20 protein-coding genes are annotated in these 14,929 nt (G+C 71.9%); 12 read left to right on the top strand and 8 right to left on the bottom strand.

From position 1 onward, the window contains the following. Positions 1 to 73: 73 nt before the first annotated feature. From FH610_RS39795 to mshA, 3 genes are read right to left on the bottom strand one after another with little or no spacing between them, the layout of a single operon-like run. Positions 74 to 817 carry a phosphoglyceromutase gene (locus tag FH610_RS39795; protein ID WP_139580413.1) on the bottom strand — a complete coding sequence of 248 codons (744 nt, stop codon included), beginning with the start codon at positions 815 to 817 and terminating at the stop codon, positions 74 to 76. A 39-nt stretch (positions 818 to 856) separates the two neighbouring features. Continuing rightward, positions 857 to 1,342, bottom strand: coding sequence for a type III secretion system chaperone family protein (locus FH610_RS39790; RefSeq protein WP_139580412.1), 486 nt, complete (start codon positions 1,340 to 1,342; stop codon positions 857 to 859). Positions 1,343 to 1,352: 10 nt separating this feature from the next. Next, positions 1,353 to 2,636: a D-inositol-3-phosphate glycosyltransferase gene (gene mshA, locus FH610_RS39785; protein ID WP_240809472.1), complete on the bottom strand. Its 1,284-nt coding sequence runs from the start codon at positions 2,634 to 2,636 to the stop codon at positions 1,353 to 1,355. A gap of 157 nt (positions 2,637 to 2,793) precedes the next feature. Between mshA and FH610_RS39780 the strand changes: the two genes are divergently transcribed. Genes FH610_RS39780 through FH610_RS39770 form a run of 3 tightly spaced genes read left to right on the top strand, consistent with a single transcriptional unit; the run spans position 2,794 to position 4,929 of the window. After that, positions 2,794 to 3,543, top strand: coding sequence for an SDR family NAD(P)-dependent oxidoreductase (locus FH610_RS39780; RefSeq protein WP_205826394.1), 750 nt, complete (start codon positions 2,794 to 2,796; stop codon positions 3,541 to 3,543). Between the two features lie 10 nt (positions 3,544 to 3,553). Further along, positions 3,554 to 4,375, top strand: a complete 822-nt coding sequence (locus tag FH610_RS39775; protein ID WP_139580410.1) for a class I SAM-dependent methyltransferase — start codon at positions 3,554 to 3,556, stop codon at positions 4,373 to 4,375. A 26-nt stretch (positions 4,376 to 4,401) separates the two neighbouring features. Then, positions 4,402 to 4,929, top strand: a complete 528-nt coding sequence (locus FH610_RS39770; protein WP_240809471.1) for a GNAT family N-acetyltransferase — start codon at positions 4,402 to 4,404, stop codon at positions 4,927 to 4,929. A 17-nt stretch (positions 4,930 to 4,946) separates the two neighbouring features. Here FH610_RS39770 and FH610_RS39765 read toward each other — a convergent pair whose 3' ends face one another. Beyond that, positions 4,947 to 5,465, bottom strand: a complete 519-nt coding sequence (locus FH610_RS39765; protein ID WP_139580408.1) for an O-acetyl-ADP-ribose deacetylase — start codon at positions 5,463 to 5,465, stop codon at positions 4,947 to 4,949. A gap of 51 nt (positions 5,466 to 5,516) precedes the next feature. On the opposite strand from FH610_RS39765, the gene FH610_RS39760 reads away from it, so the two are divergent. The 5 genes from FH610_RS39760 to FH610_RS39740 all read left to right on the top strand — a co-directional run bounded on the left by FH610_RS39760 (position 5,517) and on the right by FH610_RS39740 (position 8,177). Next, on the top strand, positions 5,517 to 5,873 hold the full coding sequence (locus FH610_RS39760) for a BlaI/MecI/CopY family transcriptional regulator (protein ID WP_076438399.1): 357 nt from the start codon (positions 5,517 to 5,519) through the stop codon (positions 5,871 to 5,873). After that, entirely contained in the window at positions 5,870 to 6,784 is a 915-nt protein-coding gene (locus FH610_RS39755; RefSeq protein WP_139580407.1) for a M56 family metallopeptidase, read from the top strand. The genes FH610_RS39760 and FH610_RS39755 overlap by 4 nt, the downstream gene beginning before the upstream one ends. A 68-nt stretch (positions 6,785 to 6,852) precedes the next feature. Further along, a complete protein-coding gene (locus tag FH610_RS39750) occupies positions 6,853 to 7,287 on the top strand; it encodes a helix-turn-helix domain-containing protein (protein ID WP_139580406.1) in 435 nt (144 codons plus the stop codon). Between the two features lie 3 nt (positions 7,288 to 7,290). After that, the gene (locus FH610_RS39745) at positions 7,291 to 7,650 is read left to right on the top strand and encodes a hypothetical protein (protein WP_139580405.1); all 360 of its coding nucleotides are present in this window, start codon (positions 7,291 to 7,293) and stop codon (positions 7,648 to 7,650) included. A gap of 176 nt (positions 7,651 to 7,826) precedes the next feature. Beyond that, positions 7,827 to 8,177, top strand: a complete 351-nt coding sequence (locus FH610_RS39740) for a DUF2516 family protein (RefSeq protein ID WP_240809470.1) — start codon at positions 7,827 to 7,829, stop codon at positions 8,175 to 8,177. Between the two features lie 7 nt (positions 8,178 to 8,184). Here FH610_RS39740 and FH610_RS39735 read toward each other — a convergent pair whose 3' ends face one another. Then, the gene (locus FH610_RS39735) at positions 8,185 to 9,156 is read right to left on the bottom strand and encodes a magnesium transporter CorA family protein (RefSeq protein ID WP_139580404.1); all 972 of its coding nucleotides are present in this window, start codon (positions 9,154 to 9,156) and stop codon (positions 8,185 to 8,187) included. Between the two features lie 112 nt (positions 9,157 to 9,268). Continuing rightward, complete coding sequence (locus FH610_RS39730) at positions 9,269 to 9,685, bottom strand: VOC family protein (protein ID WP_139580403.1); 417 nt, start codon at positions 9,683 to 9,685, stop codon at positions 9,269 to 9,271. Between the two features lie 111 nt (positions 9,686 to 9,796). Here FH610_RS39730 and FH610_RS39725 point away from each other — a divergent pair, with 111 nt between their 5' ends. Further along, positions 9,797 to 11,428 carry a DUF2207 domain-containing protein gene (locus FH610_RS39725; protein ID WP_205826392.1) on the top strand — a complete coding sequence of 544 codons (1,632 nt, stop codon included), beginning with the start codon at positions 9,797 to 9,799 and terminating at the stop codon, positions 11,426 to 11,428. On the opposite strand, the gene FH610_RS39720 is transcribed toward FH610_RS39725, so the two are convergent. Next, a complete protein-coding gene (locus FH610_RS39720) occupies positions 11,423 to 12,028 on the bottom strand; it encodes a CGNR zinc finger domain-containing protein (protein ID WP_139580402.1) in 606 nt (201 codons plus the stop codon). The genes FH610_RS39725 and FH610_RS39720 overlap by 6 nt on opposite strands. Before the next feature lie 85 nt (positions 12,029 to 12,113). Here FH610_RS39720 and FH610_RS39715 point away from each other — a divergent pair, with 85 nt between their 5' ends. Then, positions 12,114 to 12,995: an alpha/beta fold hydrolase gene (locus FH610_RS39715; protein ID WP_139580401.1), complete on the top strand. Its 882-nt coding sequence runs from the start codon at positions 12,114 to 12,116 to the stop codon at positions 12,993 to 12,995. Between the two features lie 11 nt (positions 12,996 to 13,006). Here FH610_RS39715 and FH610_RS39710 read toward each other — a convergent pair whose 3' ends face one another. Beyond that, entirely contained in the window at positions 13,007 to 13,948 is a 942-nt protein-coding gene (locus tag FH610_RS39710) for an asparaginase (RefSeq protein ID WP_139580400.1), read from the bottom strand. Positions 13,949 to 13,993: 45 nt separating this feature from the next. On the opposite strand from FH610_RS39710, the gene dtd reads away from it, so the two are divergent. Then, positions 13,994 to 14,419, top strand: coding sequence for a D-aminoacyl-tRNA deacylase (gene dtd / locus FH610_RS39705; protein WP_079316195.1), 426 nt, complete (start codon positions 13,994 to 13,996; stop codon positions 14,417 to 14,419). Positions 14,420 to 14,455: 36 nt separating this feature from the next. Continuing rightward, on the top strand, positions 14,456 to 14,929 hold a 474-nt coding region (locus tag FH610_RS39700; RefSeq protein WP_139580399.1), incomplete at its 3' end, for a VanZ family protein.

The following is a 14,929-nucleotide window of genomic DNA, read 5'->3' as shown; positions in this document are numbered from 1 at the left end:
GCGAAGAAGCCCGTCGTCTACAAGTAAGGCCGCGCTCCCCGACGGAGCGCGGCCTTCGTGAGAGACGTGAGGGTTACTTCTTGCCCTGGTTGGCGACGGCCTCGATGGCGGCCTTGGCGGCCTCGGGGTCGAGGTACTCGCCCTTGCCGACCGGGCGGAAGTCGGCGTCCAGCTCGTAGCGCAGCGGGATGCCGGTGGGGATGTTCAGGCCCGCGATCTCGGCGTCGCTGATGCCCTCCAGGTGCTTGACCAGCGCGCGCAGGGAGTTGCCGTGCGCCACCACCAGCACGTCGCGGCCGGCCGCCAGGTCGGGGACGATCTCGTCGTACCAGTACGGCAGCATGCGCCCGACGACGTCCTTGAGGCACTCGGTGCGCGGCACCAGCTCCGACGGCAGCAGGGAGTAGCGGCCGTCGCCGAGCTGGGAGTACTCGTCGTCGTCGGCGATCGGCGGCGGCGGCACGTCGTAGGACCGGCGCCACAGCATGAACTGCTCGTCGCCGAACTCCGCGCGGGTCTGGGCCTTGTCCTTGCCCTGGAGCGCGCCGTAGTGGCGCTCGTTGAGCCGCCAGGAGCGCTTGACCGGGAGCCACAGCAGGTCGGCCGCCTCAAGCGCGATGTTGGCGGTCCTGATGGCCCGGGTCAGCACCGAGGTGTGCACCACGTCGGGCCGGATGCCGGCCTCCAGGAGCAGCTGACCGCCGCGCCGCGCCTCCTCCTCGCCGGTCGGCGAGAGTGTGACGTCCACCCAGCCGGTGAACAGGCCTTTGACATTCCATTCGCTCTCGCCGTGCCGCAGCAGCACCAAAGTCGCCATGCGGCCAATCCTATCGGCGTGCGGCAGACGTCCCGTTGGTCAGGACTCGACCACCCGCGCGAAGGCCCGGAGGTTGGCCAGCGACTCGCCGCGCTTGACCCGCCACTCCCACTCGCGCCTGATGGACGTCGCGAAGCCCAGCTCGAGTGCGCGGTCGAACGACTCGTCCGAGTAGGTGAGGACGCAGCCGAGGACCCGGTCGATCTCCTCCTCGGTCACCGCGTCCAGCGGCAGCCGGCCGACCAGGTGCACGTCGCCCGTGGCGTCGACGGCGAAGTGGACGCCGTACATCGAGCCGTTCTTGTGGAGCAGCCAGCGGTAGAACTCGGCGTGGTTCTCGTCGGGCTGCCGGCAGAAGAACGCCTCGATGTTGAGCGCCTGGTCGCCGATGACGAGCCAGGTCAGCGTGGCGAGCTTGTGCTGGCCCGGCAGCCTGACCAGGAACGCGCCCGGCTTCGGCCGCTCGTAGGACAGCTCGGCGGACTCCAGCGCCGACGCGATGACGGCTTCCAGATCCGGTCTCATACCGACCACCCTATGAGTTGACCGCGATGGGGGTCCGGTGGAGCTGGGCCATGGCGCCGGCGTACACGTCGGCAAGCCGGGCGGCGGTCGCCGACCAGCCGAAGCCCGTGGCGTGCTGCACGGCGCTGGCGGCCAGCTCGGCGAGCCGGTCCGGGCGCCTGGCCAGCACGGCGAGCTCGCGCGCCCAGTCGTGCGGGTCGTGTCCCGCCACGAGCACGCCGGACACGCCGTCCTTGACGGCCGTGCGCAGGCCGCCGACCGCCGCCGCGACGACAGGTGTGCCGCACGCCTGCGACTCCAGCGCGACCAGCCCGAACGACTCGTTGTACGAGGGCACCACGGTCACGTCGGCGGCCCGATACCAGTCGGCCAGCTCCGGCTGCGGCGCGGGCGGCGCGAGCCGTACGACGTCGGCGATGCCCAGCTCGGCCGCGAGGTCGCTGAGCAGGGAGGGATGGGCGAGACCGTTGCCGCTGGGCCCGCCCACGCAGGCCACGACGAGCCGCGACCGCAGCGAGGGGTCCTCCACGAGCATCCGGGCGGCGGCCCTGAGCAGCACGTCGGGGGCCTTGAGCGGCTGGATGCGGCCCACGAACAGCAGCACGTGGGCGTCCTGCGGCAGGCCGAGGCGGCGGCGCGCGGCGCTCTTGGACTCGGGCTGGAAGACGGCGAGGTTCACGCCGGGGTTGACGACCGCCACCCGCTCGCGCGGCGCGCCGTACAGGCTGATCAGCTCCTCGGCCTCGGCGGCGGTGTTGGCGACCAGGCGGTCGGCGACCTCCACGACCTGCTCCTCGCCGAGCACGCGCATCGCCGGCTCGGGCTTGTCGCCCTCGGCGAGCAGCGCGTTCTTCACCTTGGCCATGGTGTGCATGGTGTGCACGAGCGGCACGCCCCAGCGCTCCTTGGCCAGCCAGCCCACCTGGCCCGACAGCCAGTAGTGCGAGTGGATCACGTCGTATCGGCCGGGGTCGTACATCGCCTCGGTGCGCAGCACACCGGACAGGAAGCCGCACAGCTGCCCGGGGAGATCGGCGCGGTCGAGCTCCTCGTACGGCCCGGCGGTGACGTGGCGCACGAGCACCCCCGGACTCAGCTCGGCGACCGGAGGCAGGTCACGGGCGGTGCGGCGGGTGAAGATCTCCACCTCGATGCCCAACGCCGCGAGACGTTTGGCGACCTCGAGGATGTAGACGTTCATACCGCCCGCGTCACCCGTACCCGGCTGGTCCAGCGGGGACGTGTGCACGCTGATCGTCGCGACGCGGTTGACCCGACGCCGTAACACCGACACCCGAACCACCTCCGAAAGCGTTATAACCACCAAAATCATCACTGGATTCCCCGACATCGGTGAGATCGGGGGGCCCTGAGAGGATGTCGCCTGCCGATCGAGGCAGGGTGGAAGGACGATGGCGGTGACGATGACCAATCCCGCGGGAACCGAGACCGTGGTCAGGACCGCGGTGGTGACCGGCGCGAGCAGCGGCATCGGCGAGGCGACGGCTCGCCGGCTCGCCGCGGAGGGGTACCGGGTCGTGGCGGCGGCGCGACGGCGGGACCGGCTCGACAAGCTCGCGGCCGAGGTGCCCGGCGTGCGCCCGGTGACGCTGGACGTGACCGATCAGGCGTCGGTGGACGCGCTGGCCGCCTCGCTGGACCGATGCGACGTCCTGGTGAACAACGCGGGCGGCGCGTTCGGGCTCGAGCCGGTGGCCGAGGGCCGGGTGGACGACTGGCAGCGGATGTACGACGTGAACGTGCTCGGGTCCCTGCGCATGACCAGGGCCCTGCTGCCGAAGCTCATCGAGTCGGGGGACGGCGTGCTGGTGATGCTCACCTCGACGGCCGGGCTCGTGTCGTACGAGGGGGGTGGCGGCTACTGCGCGGCCAAGCACGCCCAGACCTCGATGACCGAGACCCTCCGCCTGGAGCTGTGCGGCGACCCGGTGCGGGTCGTCGAGATCGCGCCGGGCATGGTGATGACCGAGGAGTTCGCCGTGACCCGCTTCCGCGGCGACGCCGAGCGTGCCGCCAAGGTGTACGAGGGCGTCGCCGACCCGCTGAGCGCCGACGACGTCGCCGACGTGATCGCCTTCGCCGTGACCCGCCCGTCGCACGTGAACATCGACAGGCTGGTCGTCCGGCCGCGCGCGCAGGCCGCCCAGCACAAGGTGCACCGGGTCGCGCCGAGTAGATGAGCGCGGGGACATGAGGCCGGTCCGGCCCGGCCGTCCCGTGGGGACGGTCACGCGCGGCACCACCGGGCACAACCGGCTGCGCCGCTGCGACCGCTGGATCGCCGCCGTGTACGGCCCGCTGCTGCGCTCGGCCCGGGCGGGGGCGGCGCCGCTGGTGGTGGACCTCGGCTACGGCGCGTCCCACACCACGACGACCGAGCTGTTCACGCGGCTGCGCCGGGTCTGCCCCGCGGTCGAGGTGGTGGGCGTGGAGATCGCCCCCGAGCGGGTCGCGGCGGCCAAGCCGTACGAGCGGGAGGGGTTGTCGTTCGTCAGGGGCGGCTTCGAACTGCCGGTCCCCCGCCCGCCGATGATCGTGCGCGCCTTCAACGTGCTGCGGCAGTACGGCGAGGCCGAGGCGTGGGAGCACTGGGACCGGCTGCGGGGCGGTCTGCATCCCTCGGGTGTGCTCGTGGAGGGCACCTGCTCGGAGGTCGGCCACCGGGCGACCTGGGTGGCGCTCGGCGCCGAGGGGCCGCGCACGCTCACCTTCGCGGCCCGGTTCACCGGCTTCGAACGCCCTTCCGACCTGGCCGAGCGCCTGCCCAAGACGCTGATCCACCGCAACGTCGCGGGCGAGCGCATCCACGCGTTCCTGACGGACTGGGACCGCGCCTGGGCGACCTGCGCCTCCTTCGGCGCGTACGGCACGCGGCAGCGCTGGATCAGGGCGGCCGAGCTGCTGGCGCGGGACTGGCCGGTGGAGGCGACCCCGCCGACCGGCGGCCCCGGCCGCTGGCGGCTCGGCGAACTGACCCTGCCCTGGAGCGGCGTCTCCCCCCGCGATCGATGAGTCCGGCGGTTGATAACGTCCCGCCCATGCGTTTCGTCCTCGACCCGGAGTTGACCCCCGAGCTCTTCGAGGAGCTCCTGAGCTGCTGGGCGGAGGTGACCAACGCGGGCGGCGCGGTGGGTTTCGTTCCTCCCGTGACGCCGGACGACGTCAGGCCGACGGCGGACAAGGCGCTCGCCCGCACGCGCGCGGCCGCCGGGCCGGGGGCCCCCGACAGCCTCCTCGTCGGGTTCGGTGACGACGGCGCCGCGGGCGGCTGGCTCATCCTGGGCGACAACGGCTCGGGCCTGCGGGCGCACTGGCGATGGCTGCTGCGGGTCATGGTCCACCCCAAGCACCAGGGCAAGGGGTACGGCAGGGCGCTGCTGCTCGCCGCCGACGACGCCGCCAGGTCGCTCGGCCTGGAGGCGTTGCAGCTCACCTGCCGCGGCGGCACCGGGGTCGACCGCTTCTACGCGAGCGTGGGCTACCGGGAGGTCGGCCGGGTGCCCCGCTCGATCCGGCTGGCCCCCGGTGACGACCGCGACGAGATCTACATGCTCAAGTGGCTCTGAAAGTTTTGGCCCAATGCTTATCCGATGTCCCGTAGGGCCGAATCGAACACCGCATAGGCTGCGGTACTGAACAGCACGAAGCGCACCTCTTCCACCACGGTCGGGGCGGCCTGCCGTATCGCGGTGATCGCGATGCGGGCGGCGTCCTCGACCGGCCACCGGTAGATCCCCGTGGAGATCGCGGGGAACGCCACCGTGCCGGCGCCCAGCGCGTCGGCGACGACGAGCGACTCCCGATAGCAGGAGGCCAGCAGATGGGATCGGTCCTCGCTCCGCGAGTGCACGGGCCCGACCGTGTGGATCACCCATCGCGCGGGCAGGCGCCCCGCGGTGGTCGCGACGGCCTGACCGGTCGGCAGTCCCCTGCCGTATCGGGACGCGCGCAGCGCCCGGCACTCCTCGAGGATCTCGGGGCCGCCGCGCCGGTGGATGGCGCCGTCCACCCCTCCGCCGCCCATGAGGGACGAGTTGGCCGCGTTGACGATCGCGTCCACCCGCTGCTCGGTGATGTCGCCTTCGACCAGAACGATTTTCATGCCGCCCACCTCTCTACAGGACGTAGTACTACCCCGGGTAGGCTGAAAGACGTGAAGGGACTGGGAGAGCTTGAACGCAGCATCATGGACATCCTCTGGGCGGAGAACACCCCGCTCACGGCTCGCGAGGTAGGACGCCTCATCGAGGACCGCGACCTCGCGCCGACGACCGTGATGACCGTGCTCGACCGGCTGGCCCGCAAGGGCTTCCTCACCCGCACCCGCGACGGCCGCGCCTGGCGCTACCAGCCCGCCGCGAGCCGTGACGCGTACGTCGCCGAGCTGATGCTCGAAGCCCTGGACATGACCGGCGACCGCGACGCGGCGCTGACCCGCTTCGCCCGTGCCGTTTCCGGGTCGGAGGCCGAGATCCTGCTGAAAGCCCTCACGGAGCTGGAGGAAGAGTGATCGCGGCGGCGGTCTTAGCGGCGCTCGCGATGATCTGCGCGGTGGCCGCGTGGCGGCTGACGTTCGCGCGCTGGACCTGGCGTGCCCCGCGCACGGCGATCCTGCTGTGGCAGTCGCTCGGGCTGACCTGGGGGCTCGCCTCCATCGGCGCCCTGCTCGCCTTCGCGCTCGACCCCTACCGCAAGGGCGTCGTGCACGGGCTCGCGGAGTTCCTGCTGAGCGTGGAGTTCGGCGTGCGCCAGCCGTACGACTACCTCCGGCTGGCCGCACTGGTCGCGGGCCTGTCGCTGCTCGCGGTGCTGGTGGCCCTGCCCCTCGCGGCCGGGGCGCAGACGCTGCGTGCCCGCCGCCGGCACCGGCTCCTGCTCGCGCTGGTCGCCAGGGACGAGCCGGCCGTGCCCGGCGTGCGGGTGGTCGACTTCCCCGGGGCCGCCGCCTACTGCCTGCCGGGGCTCAAGTCGCAGGTCGTCATCAGCGACGGGACGCTGCACCTGCTGTCGTCCGCGGAGCTGGAGGCCGTGCTGGCGCACGAGGCCGCCCACGTACGGGAGCGCCACGACCTGGTGCTGCTGCCGTTCGCCGCGCTGCGCCGCGCGCTGCCGTGGTCGAAGCTGGTCCGCGACGCGCAGGCGTCGGTCGAGCTGCTGGTCGAGATGGCCGCCGACGACCGCGCCCTGCAGCGGTGCTGCCCCCGCAGGCTCGCCACCGCCCTGCTGCGCTTCGGCACCTCGGCCGCGCTGCCCACGCCGCAGGGCGCGCTCGGCGTGTCCGCGCCGTCCAGCGTGATGGCCCGGGTCGACCGGCTCGTACGGCCCGAGGTCGCGCTTCCTGCCGCCCACCGCTTCCTGATCCTGGCCGGATCGGTGGTGCTCGCCACCAGCGCCCCGCTGCTTTGGCTGCTTCCTGGGTAAGCCATGGGTGCTAGCTGGAATTATCCGTCGAGTTTGCAATTGCAAGCAGTGCGATGCAGACTGGGGATATGGAACTGCCCAAGGTCGCCTCGCTCGGTGAGTACATCCGCCAGCAGCGGCAGCAGGCGAAGATCTCGCTTCGTCAGCTCGCCGCGCAGGCAGGTGTGTCCAACCCTTACCTGAGCCAGGTGGAACGGGGCCTGCGCAAGCCGAGCGCGGAGATCCTGAACCAGATCGCGAAGGGTCTGCACATCTCCGCCCAGGCACTCTACGTCCAGGCCGGTCTCATTGAGGACCGCGAGCCGCACAGCGACGTGCTGGCCGCGATCCGGGCCGACGTCACACTCACCGGGCGGCAACGCCAGGTGCTGATCGACATCTACGAGTCGTTCCGTAAGGAGAACCGGGCCGACACCGCCCAGCCGCCGCAATCGGCTGAGCATCTCGGGGACGACCCGGTTCTCCCACGCGACGGCATTACACCGGATTCGAGGGAAGGATAGCCCATGACCATCACGACCCAGGCCAAGAAGATCACGGAGTCCAAGCCGTTCTACGCGCTCACGGGCGCCGGCGACTACGCCGTGGAGAAGGCCCGCGCCTACGCCTCCACCGTGCAGGACAAGGCGGAGGTCGTCGCGCGCGAGCTGCCGGAGAAGGCGAAGGGCTACGCCGACGCCGCCACCGCCCGGTTCAACCGGCTGTACGACGACCTGGCCAGCCGTGGCCGCAAGGTCGTCAGCCGGGTGAGCGGCGAGGCCGCGCTGGAGCTGACGGAGGTCTCGGAGACCGCCGAGCCGGCGATCGCCGCCGAGACCACCTCCAAGCGGACCGGTCGCGCCCGCGCCACTACGAGCCAGGGCTGATCCGCGGCCCACGCGAGCGACACGGCGGCCCGCCTTCCCTCCGGGGGAGGCGGGCCGCCGCCGTCTCGCGGACGTTCGCGGCTGCGGGCCGGGATGTTCACCGAGACCGGCCCTCGGCGCCCGCGCCACCTGTCGGCGCCGCCCATTAGTCTGGGGGCGTCAGTGACTGTGACCGTGTGGGAGAGTCCATGTTCGGGCTGTACGGCATCCTCGACATCGTCTTCTGGCTGCTTTCCGTCGGGGCCTTCGTTTTGTCCGGCTGGGCGCTGGTGCACGCCCTGCGGATCCCCGCAGGCGCCTTCCCCGCGGCCGGCAAGCAGACCAAGCGGCTCTGGCTGATCATCCTCGGCCTGGCGACGCTGTTCACCTTCGCCGCCGCGATCAACTACCTGGGCATGGGCATGGGGCTGCCCAACATCTTCACGATCGCCGCCGTCATCGCGGCGGGCATCTACCTCGCCGACGTGAAGCCCGCGGTCAACGGCTACCGGGGCGGCGGCAACCAGGGGCCGTACGGGCCCTGGTGACCTGCCGTCAGAGCCAGTCGCGGGCCCGGAACACCCGGTAGAGCGCGGCCGAGGCCACGACGATCAGCACGATGGACGTCCAGAAGCCCGACGAGTGCCCGAAGCCGGGGAACGGGATGTTCTGGCCGTAGAAGCCGGTGATCAGCGTGGGCACCGCGATGATCGCGGCCCAGCTCGTCACCCGCTTCATGATGAGGTTCATCCGGTTGCTCTGCATGGTCAGGTGCGTCTCGCGGATGTTGCTGACCAGGTCGCGCAGCGACTCCGTCCACTCCGTGGCTCGCAGCACCTGGTCGTACACGTCCTGGAAGTACGGCGTCATCTCACCGTCGTCACTCAGGCCGTTGCGGCGCAGGAGCGTGTTCACGGCCTCCCGCATGGGCATCACGATCCGGCGCAGCGTCACCAGGCTCTTGCGCAACTCGAACGTGCGCCGCTGGTCCTCGGGGCCGACCGGCCGGTCGCCGAACACCGTCCCCTCCAGGTCCTCGACCTGCTCGTCCATCGCCTCGACGGTCTCGAAGTGGCTGTCCACCACGTAGTCGAGCAGGCCGTGCAGCAGGAACGCGACGCCGTGCCGGGACAGGGCCGCCCCCTCGTCCCAGCGCCGGACCACTTCCTTGATGGAGAAGTCGTCCGACTGGCGCACGGTGACCAGCGCGTTCTTCGTGATGAAGGCGGTGGCGGGGGCGATCCGCACCTGGCCCGACTCGCTGTCGAAGGCCGCCGCGTAGACGCTGAGGAACATGTGGCTGTCGTAGACGTCGAGCTTGGGCCGCTGCCGGTGCTGCAGCGCGTCCTCCACCGCCAGGGCGTGCAGTCCCAGCTCCTCGCTGATGGCGTGGAGGTCCTCCTCGGTGGGGGCGCACATGTCGAACCACACCACCGCCGACGGGTCCTCGACGAGCTCGGAGACGTCGGCGACCGGAAAGCCCTCGGCCTCCAGGGTTCCGTTCCGGTACAACCGGGTGTGTCCCATGGACGGCAACCCTACCGATCGGGCGGACGTCGCCGAAGGGGGCGCCCTCCCGGGCCTACCCAGGAGGACGCCCCCGTCTCGCACGGCACCGGCCACCGGCGGTGCCGCCGCGTCAGCCCTTGCCGAGCTGCTGGAAGCGGACCATGTTGCCCGCCGGGTCGCGGAAGGCGCAGTCGCGGACGCCGTACGGCTGGTCGATCGGCTCCTGCAGGACCTCGGCGCCGGACTCGCGGATCTTCTCGAAGGTGGCGTCGCAGTCCGGGGTGGCGAAGACGACGGCGCGGATCCTGCCCTTCCCGAGCAGGTCGGTCAGCGCCGCGAGGTCCTCCGGCGAGATGTTCGGGTCGGCGTTGACGGTCTCGAGGACGATGTTGACGTCCGGCTGCGACGACGGGCCCATGGTCAGCCAGCGGGCGCCTCCATACCCGACGTCGTTGCGCAGTTCGAGGCCGAGCACGTCCCGGTAGAAGGCGAGCGCCGCGTCGCCGTCGTCGACCGTGATGTAGCAGTAGTGAAGAGTGAGTTCCATGCCGAGGACGCTACGGTCGGCGGTGTTCCCCACGCTTCTCGATTCCTGACCGGTCCGGCGGCCCGCATCCGATCCCCAGTTGGAGCACCGGGACCGATAGAGTTGCGGCTCATGGTGGATCTCGCGCGCCGGCTCGGACTGGCGGCCCTGCTCGCCGTCCTCGCCGCCTCCCCCGCGCTCGCCGTTCTCGCCGCCTCCCCCGCGCACGCCGTCACCGCGGCTTCCGCGCCTCCGGCGAAGGACGAGGTGACGATGGAGCTCCGCGAGAACGGCGTGCTCCATGTGAAGGAGACGGTCGCCCCCGCCGGCGAGACGGTCAGGCGCACGCCGCTCACCCGGACCCGCTTCGACGACGGCCACGACCGCGTCTACCGCATCTCCAACGTCAAGGGCGGCTCGTACGACGGGGAGACCCTGACGTTCAAGGGCACGGTGGAGTACGACGTGACCGGCGCCGTGACGCCCACGGCGTCGGGCGAGGAACTGCGGTGGTTCGCGGTGTCCGGCCCCGTGCAGGACGCGGTCGTCACCGTGACCGGCCCGGGCCGGGTGCAGAACCTGTCCTGCTTCGCCGGTGAGCTGAGCGCGGCCATCGCCTGCACCAGCGCCTCGACCGAGGAGACCGGCACCACCTCCACCTTCGAGCAGCAGGGCCTCGGGGAGGGCCAGACGCTCACGGTCGTCGTCGGCTACCCGAAGGGTGCGACGGGGGCCCGGCCGATCCTGGAGCGCAGGTTCGAGCTGTCCACCGCGTTCACGCTGAATGCGGTGACCGGCGGCTCGCTGGCGGCGCTGCTGGTGCTGCTGCTGGGCGGCGTGGGGCTGCTCTACTGGACGCGGGGCCGCGACTCCCGTGTGGTCGGCAGCGAGTCCGCCCCGGTCAGCGGCCACCGCGACGGGCACTTCAGCCCGCCGGACGGCGTGCGCCCGGGACAGATCGGCACGCTGTTCGACGAGCAGGCCGATGTGGTCGACGTGACCGCGACCATCGTGGACCTCGCCGTGCGCAACTTCCTGCGGATCGACGAGCGGCCGCGCCAGACCTACGACACCCCCGACTGGTGCCTGGTCAAACTGCCCGGCGCCCCGGTCGGCCAGCTGCTGCCGTACGAGCGCGCCCTCTACGACGCGATCTTCGACGGCCGCGACAGGGTGCTGCTGTCGGAGCTGCACGGGTCGTTCGCCGCCCGCCTGTCCACCGTGCGCGACGCGTTGTATCAGGACGTCGTGGCGCAGGGCTGGTTCGCCCGGCGGCCCGACTCCACCCGGTCGCGCTGGACGACCCTCGGTCTGGCCGTGGTCGGGCTCGGGGTGATCGCCACCGTCCTGCTCGCCTGGCTCACGACATACGGCCTGCTGGGACTCGCCCTGATCATCGCCGGAGCCGCGCTGGCCTTCGGCGCCCAGTACATGCCGGCCAAGACGGCCAAGGGCGCCGCGGCCCTGGCGCACACGCTCGGGTTCCGGGAGTACCTCGCCGGGGCGAGCGTCGACGACGTCCCCGCCGGCCAGCGTGTGGAGCTGTTCTCCCGCTACCTGCCGTACGCGGTGATCTTCGACAGCGTCGACCGGTGGGCGCGGGTGGTCAGCGCGTTCAACGGCAACGGGCGGCAGACCGACCACCTGTACTGGTACCAAGGCCCGGCCGAGTGGGACCTGTCCAGGTTCGCCGACTCGATGCGGACGTTCGTCATGTCCACCTCCGGAGCGATCTCGACCTCGCGCCAGTTCCGCTCCCTATGAGCCGGAGTCGGCGGCGCGGTGACGCCGGTAGTGCCGGGCGACGCGAGCCCGGTTGCCGCACCGCGCCGCCGAACACCAGCGCCGGCGCGGATGGGCGGGCAGGAACAGCATCGCGCAGTCGTCCGCCGCGCACTCCCGCACGGTCGTGACCGCCGGGTCGGTCAGCAACTCGGCGGCCGCCTCGGCGAGCACCGCCGCCAGCCGGACGCCCGGCGGGCCGTCCCTGCGCGGCACGGCCGTCACGGCGGCGCCGTCCCAGGCCAGAGCGCGGACGGCGGGCGCCGCCCGCTGTGCCCGGTTGAGGCCGCGCAGCGCGCCCTCGGGCGGTTGCAGGCCCCGTCTCGCCTGATCGATCGCGGCCGCCGCGTGCGCACGCACCTCGTGCACCGCGTCCACCGCCGCGGCGAGGTCGTCGTCCGTCAGCGGCGCCTGCCCGCCCTCCGGTAGCGCGCCGCCGAGCCGGTCGGCCTGCAGGCCCAGCCAGGTGCGCAGCCCCTCGGCGGTGGCGATCAGGTCGACCGGGCCGTCCGGCGTGTGCGGCCGGGTGTTGACCAGGTCGAGGGCGAGCGGCTCCCCGGTGAGGGGGACCAGATCAATCATGACGCTAATGCTATTCCCATCAATTGACGCATTAGGTCACCAGCCGCTACAACTAATGCATCACCAGCACGAGGAGGCATTAGGAATGACGCTGCTCACCGTTCCGCGCACGCTCCACCGGCACGTCGAGGTCGGGGACGTGCGGGTCTTCTACCGCGAGTCGGTGCCGGACGAGGGCGGCGACGACGCCCCTGTGATGCTGCTGCTGCACGGGTTCCCGTCCGCGTCACACCAGTTCCGCCGGCTCATCGACGTGCTCGGATCCCGCTATCGGCTGATCGCGCCCGACTACCCCGGCTTCGGGCACACCGAGGCGCCCGCGGGCTTCACCTACGGCTTCGACAACCTCGCCGACGTGATGGAGGGCTTCGTCGAACGGCTCGGGCTGACCCGGTTCGTCATGTACGTCTTCGACTTCGGCGCTCCGGTGGGATTCCGGCTGGCGACCCGGCACCCCGAGTGGATCGCCGGCCTCGTCGTGCAGAACGGCAACGCCTACGAGGAGGGCCTGTCGGAGGGCGCCCGCGCCTTCATCGCGCTGCGCCCGGACGTCGAGGGCGACGAGGACAAGGTGCGGGCGCTGCTGACGCTGGAGATGACCCGCGGCCAGTACGAGGGCGGCACGGCCGATCCCCGGCTGGTGGCCCCGGACGGATGGACCCTCGACCAGCACTTCCTCGACCTGCCGGGGCGCAAGGAGGCCCAGGTGGCGCTGGCCTTCGACTATCACACCAACGTGGAGCGCTATCCGCTGTGGCAGGCATGGCTGCGTGAGCACCGGCCGCCGACGCTGATCACGTGGGGTCGCGACGACATGTTCTTCCCCGAGCCCGGGGCTCACGCCTACCTTCGCGACCTGCCCGACGCCGAACTGCACGTCCTCGACACCGGTCACTTCGCGCTGGAGGAGCGGCTCCCCGAGATCGCTCCACTGATCGCCGCGTTCCTCGACCGCGTGTGGATGTGACCCTCAGCCGGTCAGGCGGGACGGACGCGAACCTCTCCGACCGGGACCCCGCCGCCGAACATGGGGGCGGTGGCCAGCCCGGCCAGCTCCGGAGCGTCGATCCCGGCGGCGCGCAGGGCGGCGACGGTGACCGGCACACGGGCCCGGCCGCCGCCGTCCACGATCTTCACCGCGCCGGCCCGGCCCTCGGCGTCGGCGAAGGCGTCGAACGCCTCCGCGCCCGACTTCACCAGCAGCCCGGGAACGGCCCGCATCAGCAGGTTCTCGGCCCGGGTCGTGCCGCTCGTCCACTCGGGGTGGGCGCGCATCGCGTCGGCGACGCGCCGCTCCGGCGTGCCGGCCGGGGCGAGTGTGAGGGCGCGGAAGGCGCGCGCCACCCCCGCCATCGAGACGAAGAACAGCGGCGCGCCGCAGCCGTCCACGCCGGTCGCCGCGACCCGCTCGCCGGTGAGCTCCTCCACCATCGCGCGGATGGCCCGCTGCAGCGGGTGGCCGGGATGGCGGTAGTCGTCGACCGGCCAGCCGTTGACCGCGCAGGTCGCGAGCATCGCCGCGTGCTTGCCCGAGCAGTTCATCAGGATCCGGCGGGCGTCGCCGTGCTCCCGCAGAACCCGGCGGCGCGCCTCCTCGTCGAGGGGCAGGTCCTCCGGGCAGCGCAGGTAGGTCTCGTCCAGCCCCGCGCCCGCGAGGATCTTCCGTACGCCGTCGATGTGGAAGGGCTCACCGCTGTGGCTCGCGGCGGCGAGCGCGAGCAGTTCGTTCTCGAGCGGCAGGCCCGCCCGCACCATCGCGAGCGCCTGCAGGGGCTTCATGGCCGAACGCGGCGACGCCAGGCTCGAGGTGTCCCCGCAGACCATGACCGGGGCGCCGTCCGCCCCGATCACGTGCACGCGTGCGCGGTGCACCGACTCGATGAACCCCGACCGGACGACCTCGACGACCATCTCCGACATAACGGGCAGTCTATGAAGACCCCGGACGTGGCAGAATTCGGGGCCATGCGTGCGGTCGTTCAGCGGGTCAGCTCCGCGTCGGTTGTGGTGGAGGGTCAGGTCGTCGGCGCCATCGACGAACCCGGCCTGCTCGTGCTCGTGGGCGTCACCCACACCGACGGTCGGGCCGAGGCGGCCAGGCTCGCCGCCAAGCTGTGGGGACTGCGCATCCTGCACGGCGAGAAGTCCTGCTCCGACATCGGCGCGCCGCTGCTGGTGATCAGCCAGTTCACGCTGTACGGCGACGCGCGCAGGGGCCGCAGGCCCACCTGGCAGGCCGCCGCGCCCGGCCCGGTGGCCGAGCCCCTCGTGGAGGCCGTGGTGGCCGAGCTCCGGGCGCTCGGCGCACGGGTGGAGACCGGCGTCTTCGGCGCCGACATGAAGGTCACCCTCACCAACGACGGCCCGATCACCCTCGTCCTGGACGTCTGACGGACACGGTCTCCCCCGGCCTGCCATCATGATCGGATGCGGGAGGCGTGGAGCACGTGGGGACACGTCGTCATCGCGACCGTCTGCGCCGTTCCCGTGGCCGCTCTCGCCGTCCTGCTCCTCACCCGCCGCCGCGCGCGCCGGGGACATCCCGCTCCCCTCCGTACCGCCGTCGCCGACGTCGTCACGGTGGCCGGGACCGCACCCTGGATCTGGATGATCCTCACGCCGGGAACGGAGGAGGGCGTGCACGTCGTCCCCCTGGTGGACCTGGCGGGCCAGGTCGCGCGGTCGTCACCGGGAGCGGCGGTCGTGCAGATCGGCGGCAACCTCCTGGTCTTCGCCGCGCTCGGCGCGATGCTCCCGGTCCGCTCCGCGCGCTTCGCCTCGCTCGGCGTGGAACTCCTTCAGTACGGCCTGCGGCTCGGGCGGGTGAGCTCCGTGGACGACGTGATCCTCAACGCGGCGGGCGCCGTGCTCGCGGCCCTGTGCACCCGCAGGTGGTGGGCT

The organism is Microbispora catharanthi, from assembly GCF_006334915.2.
Lineage (GTDB): Bacteria > Actinomycetota > Actinomycetes > Streptosporangiales > Streptosporangiaceae > Microbispora > Microbispora catharanthi.
The sequence above is the reverse complement of the archived record's forward strand: the minus strand, read 5'-3'. Positions and strand labels throughout refer to the sequence as shown.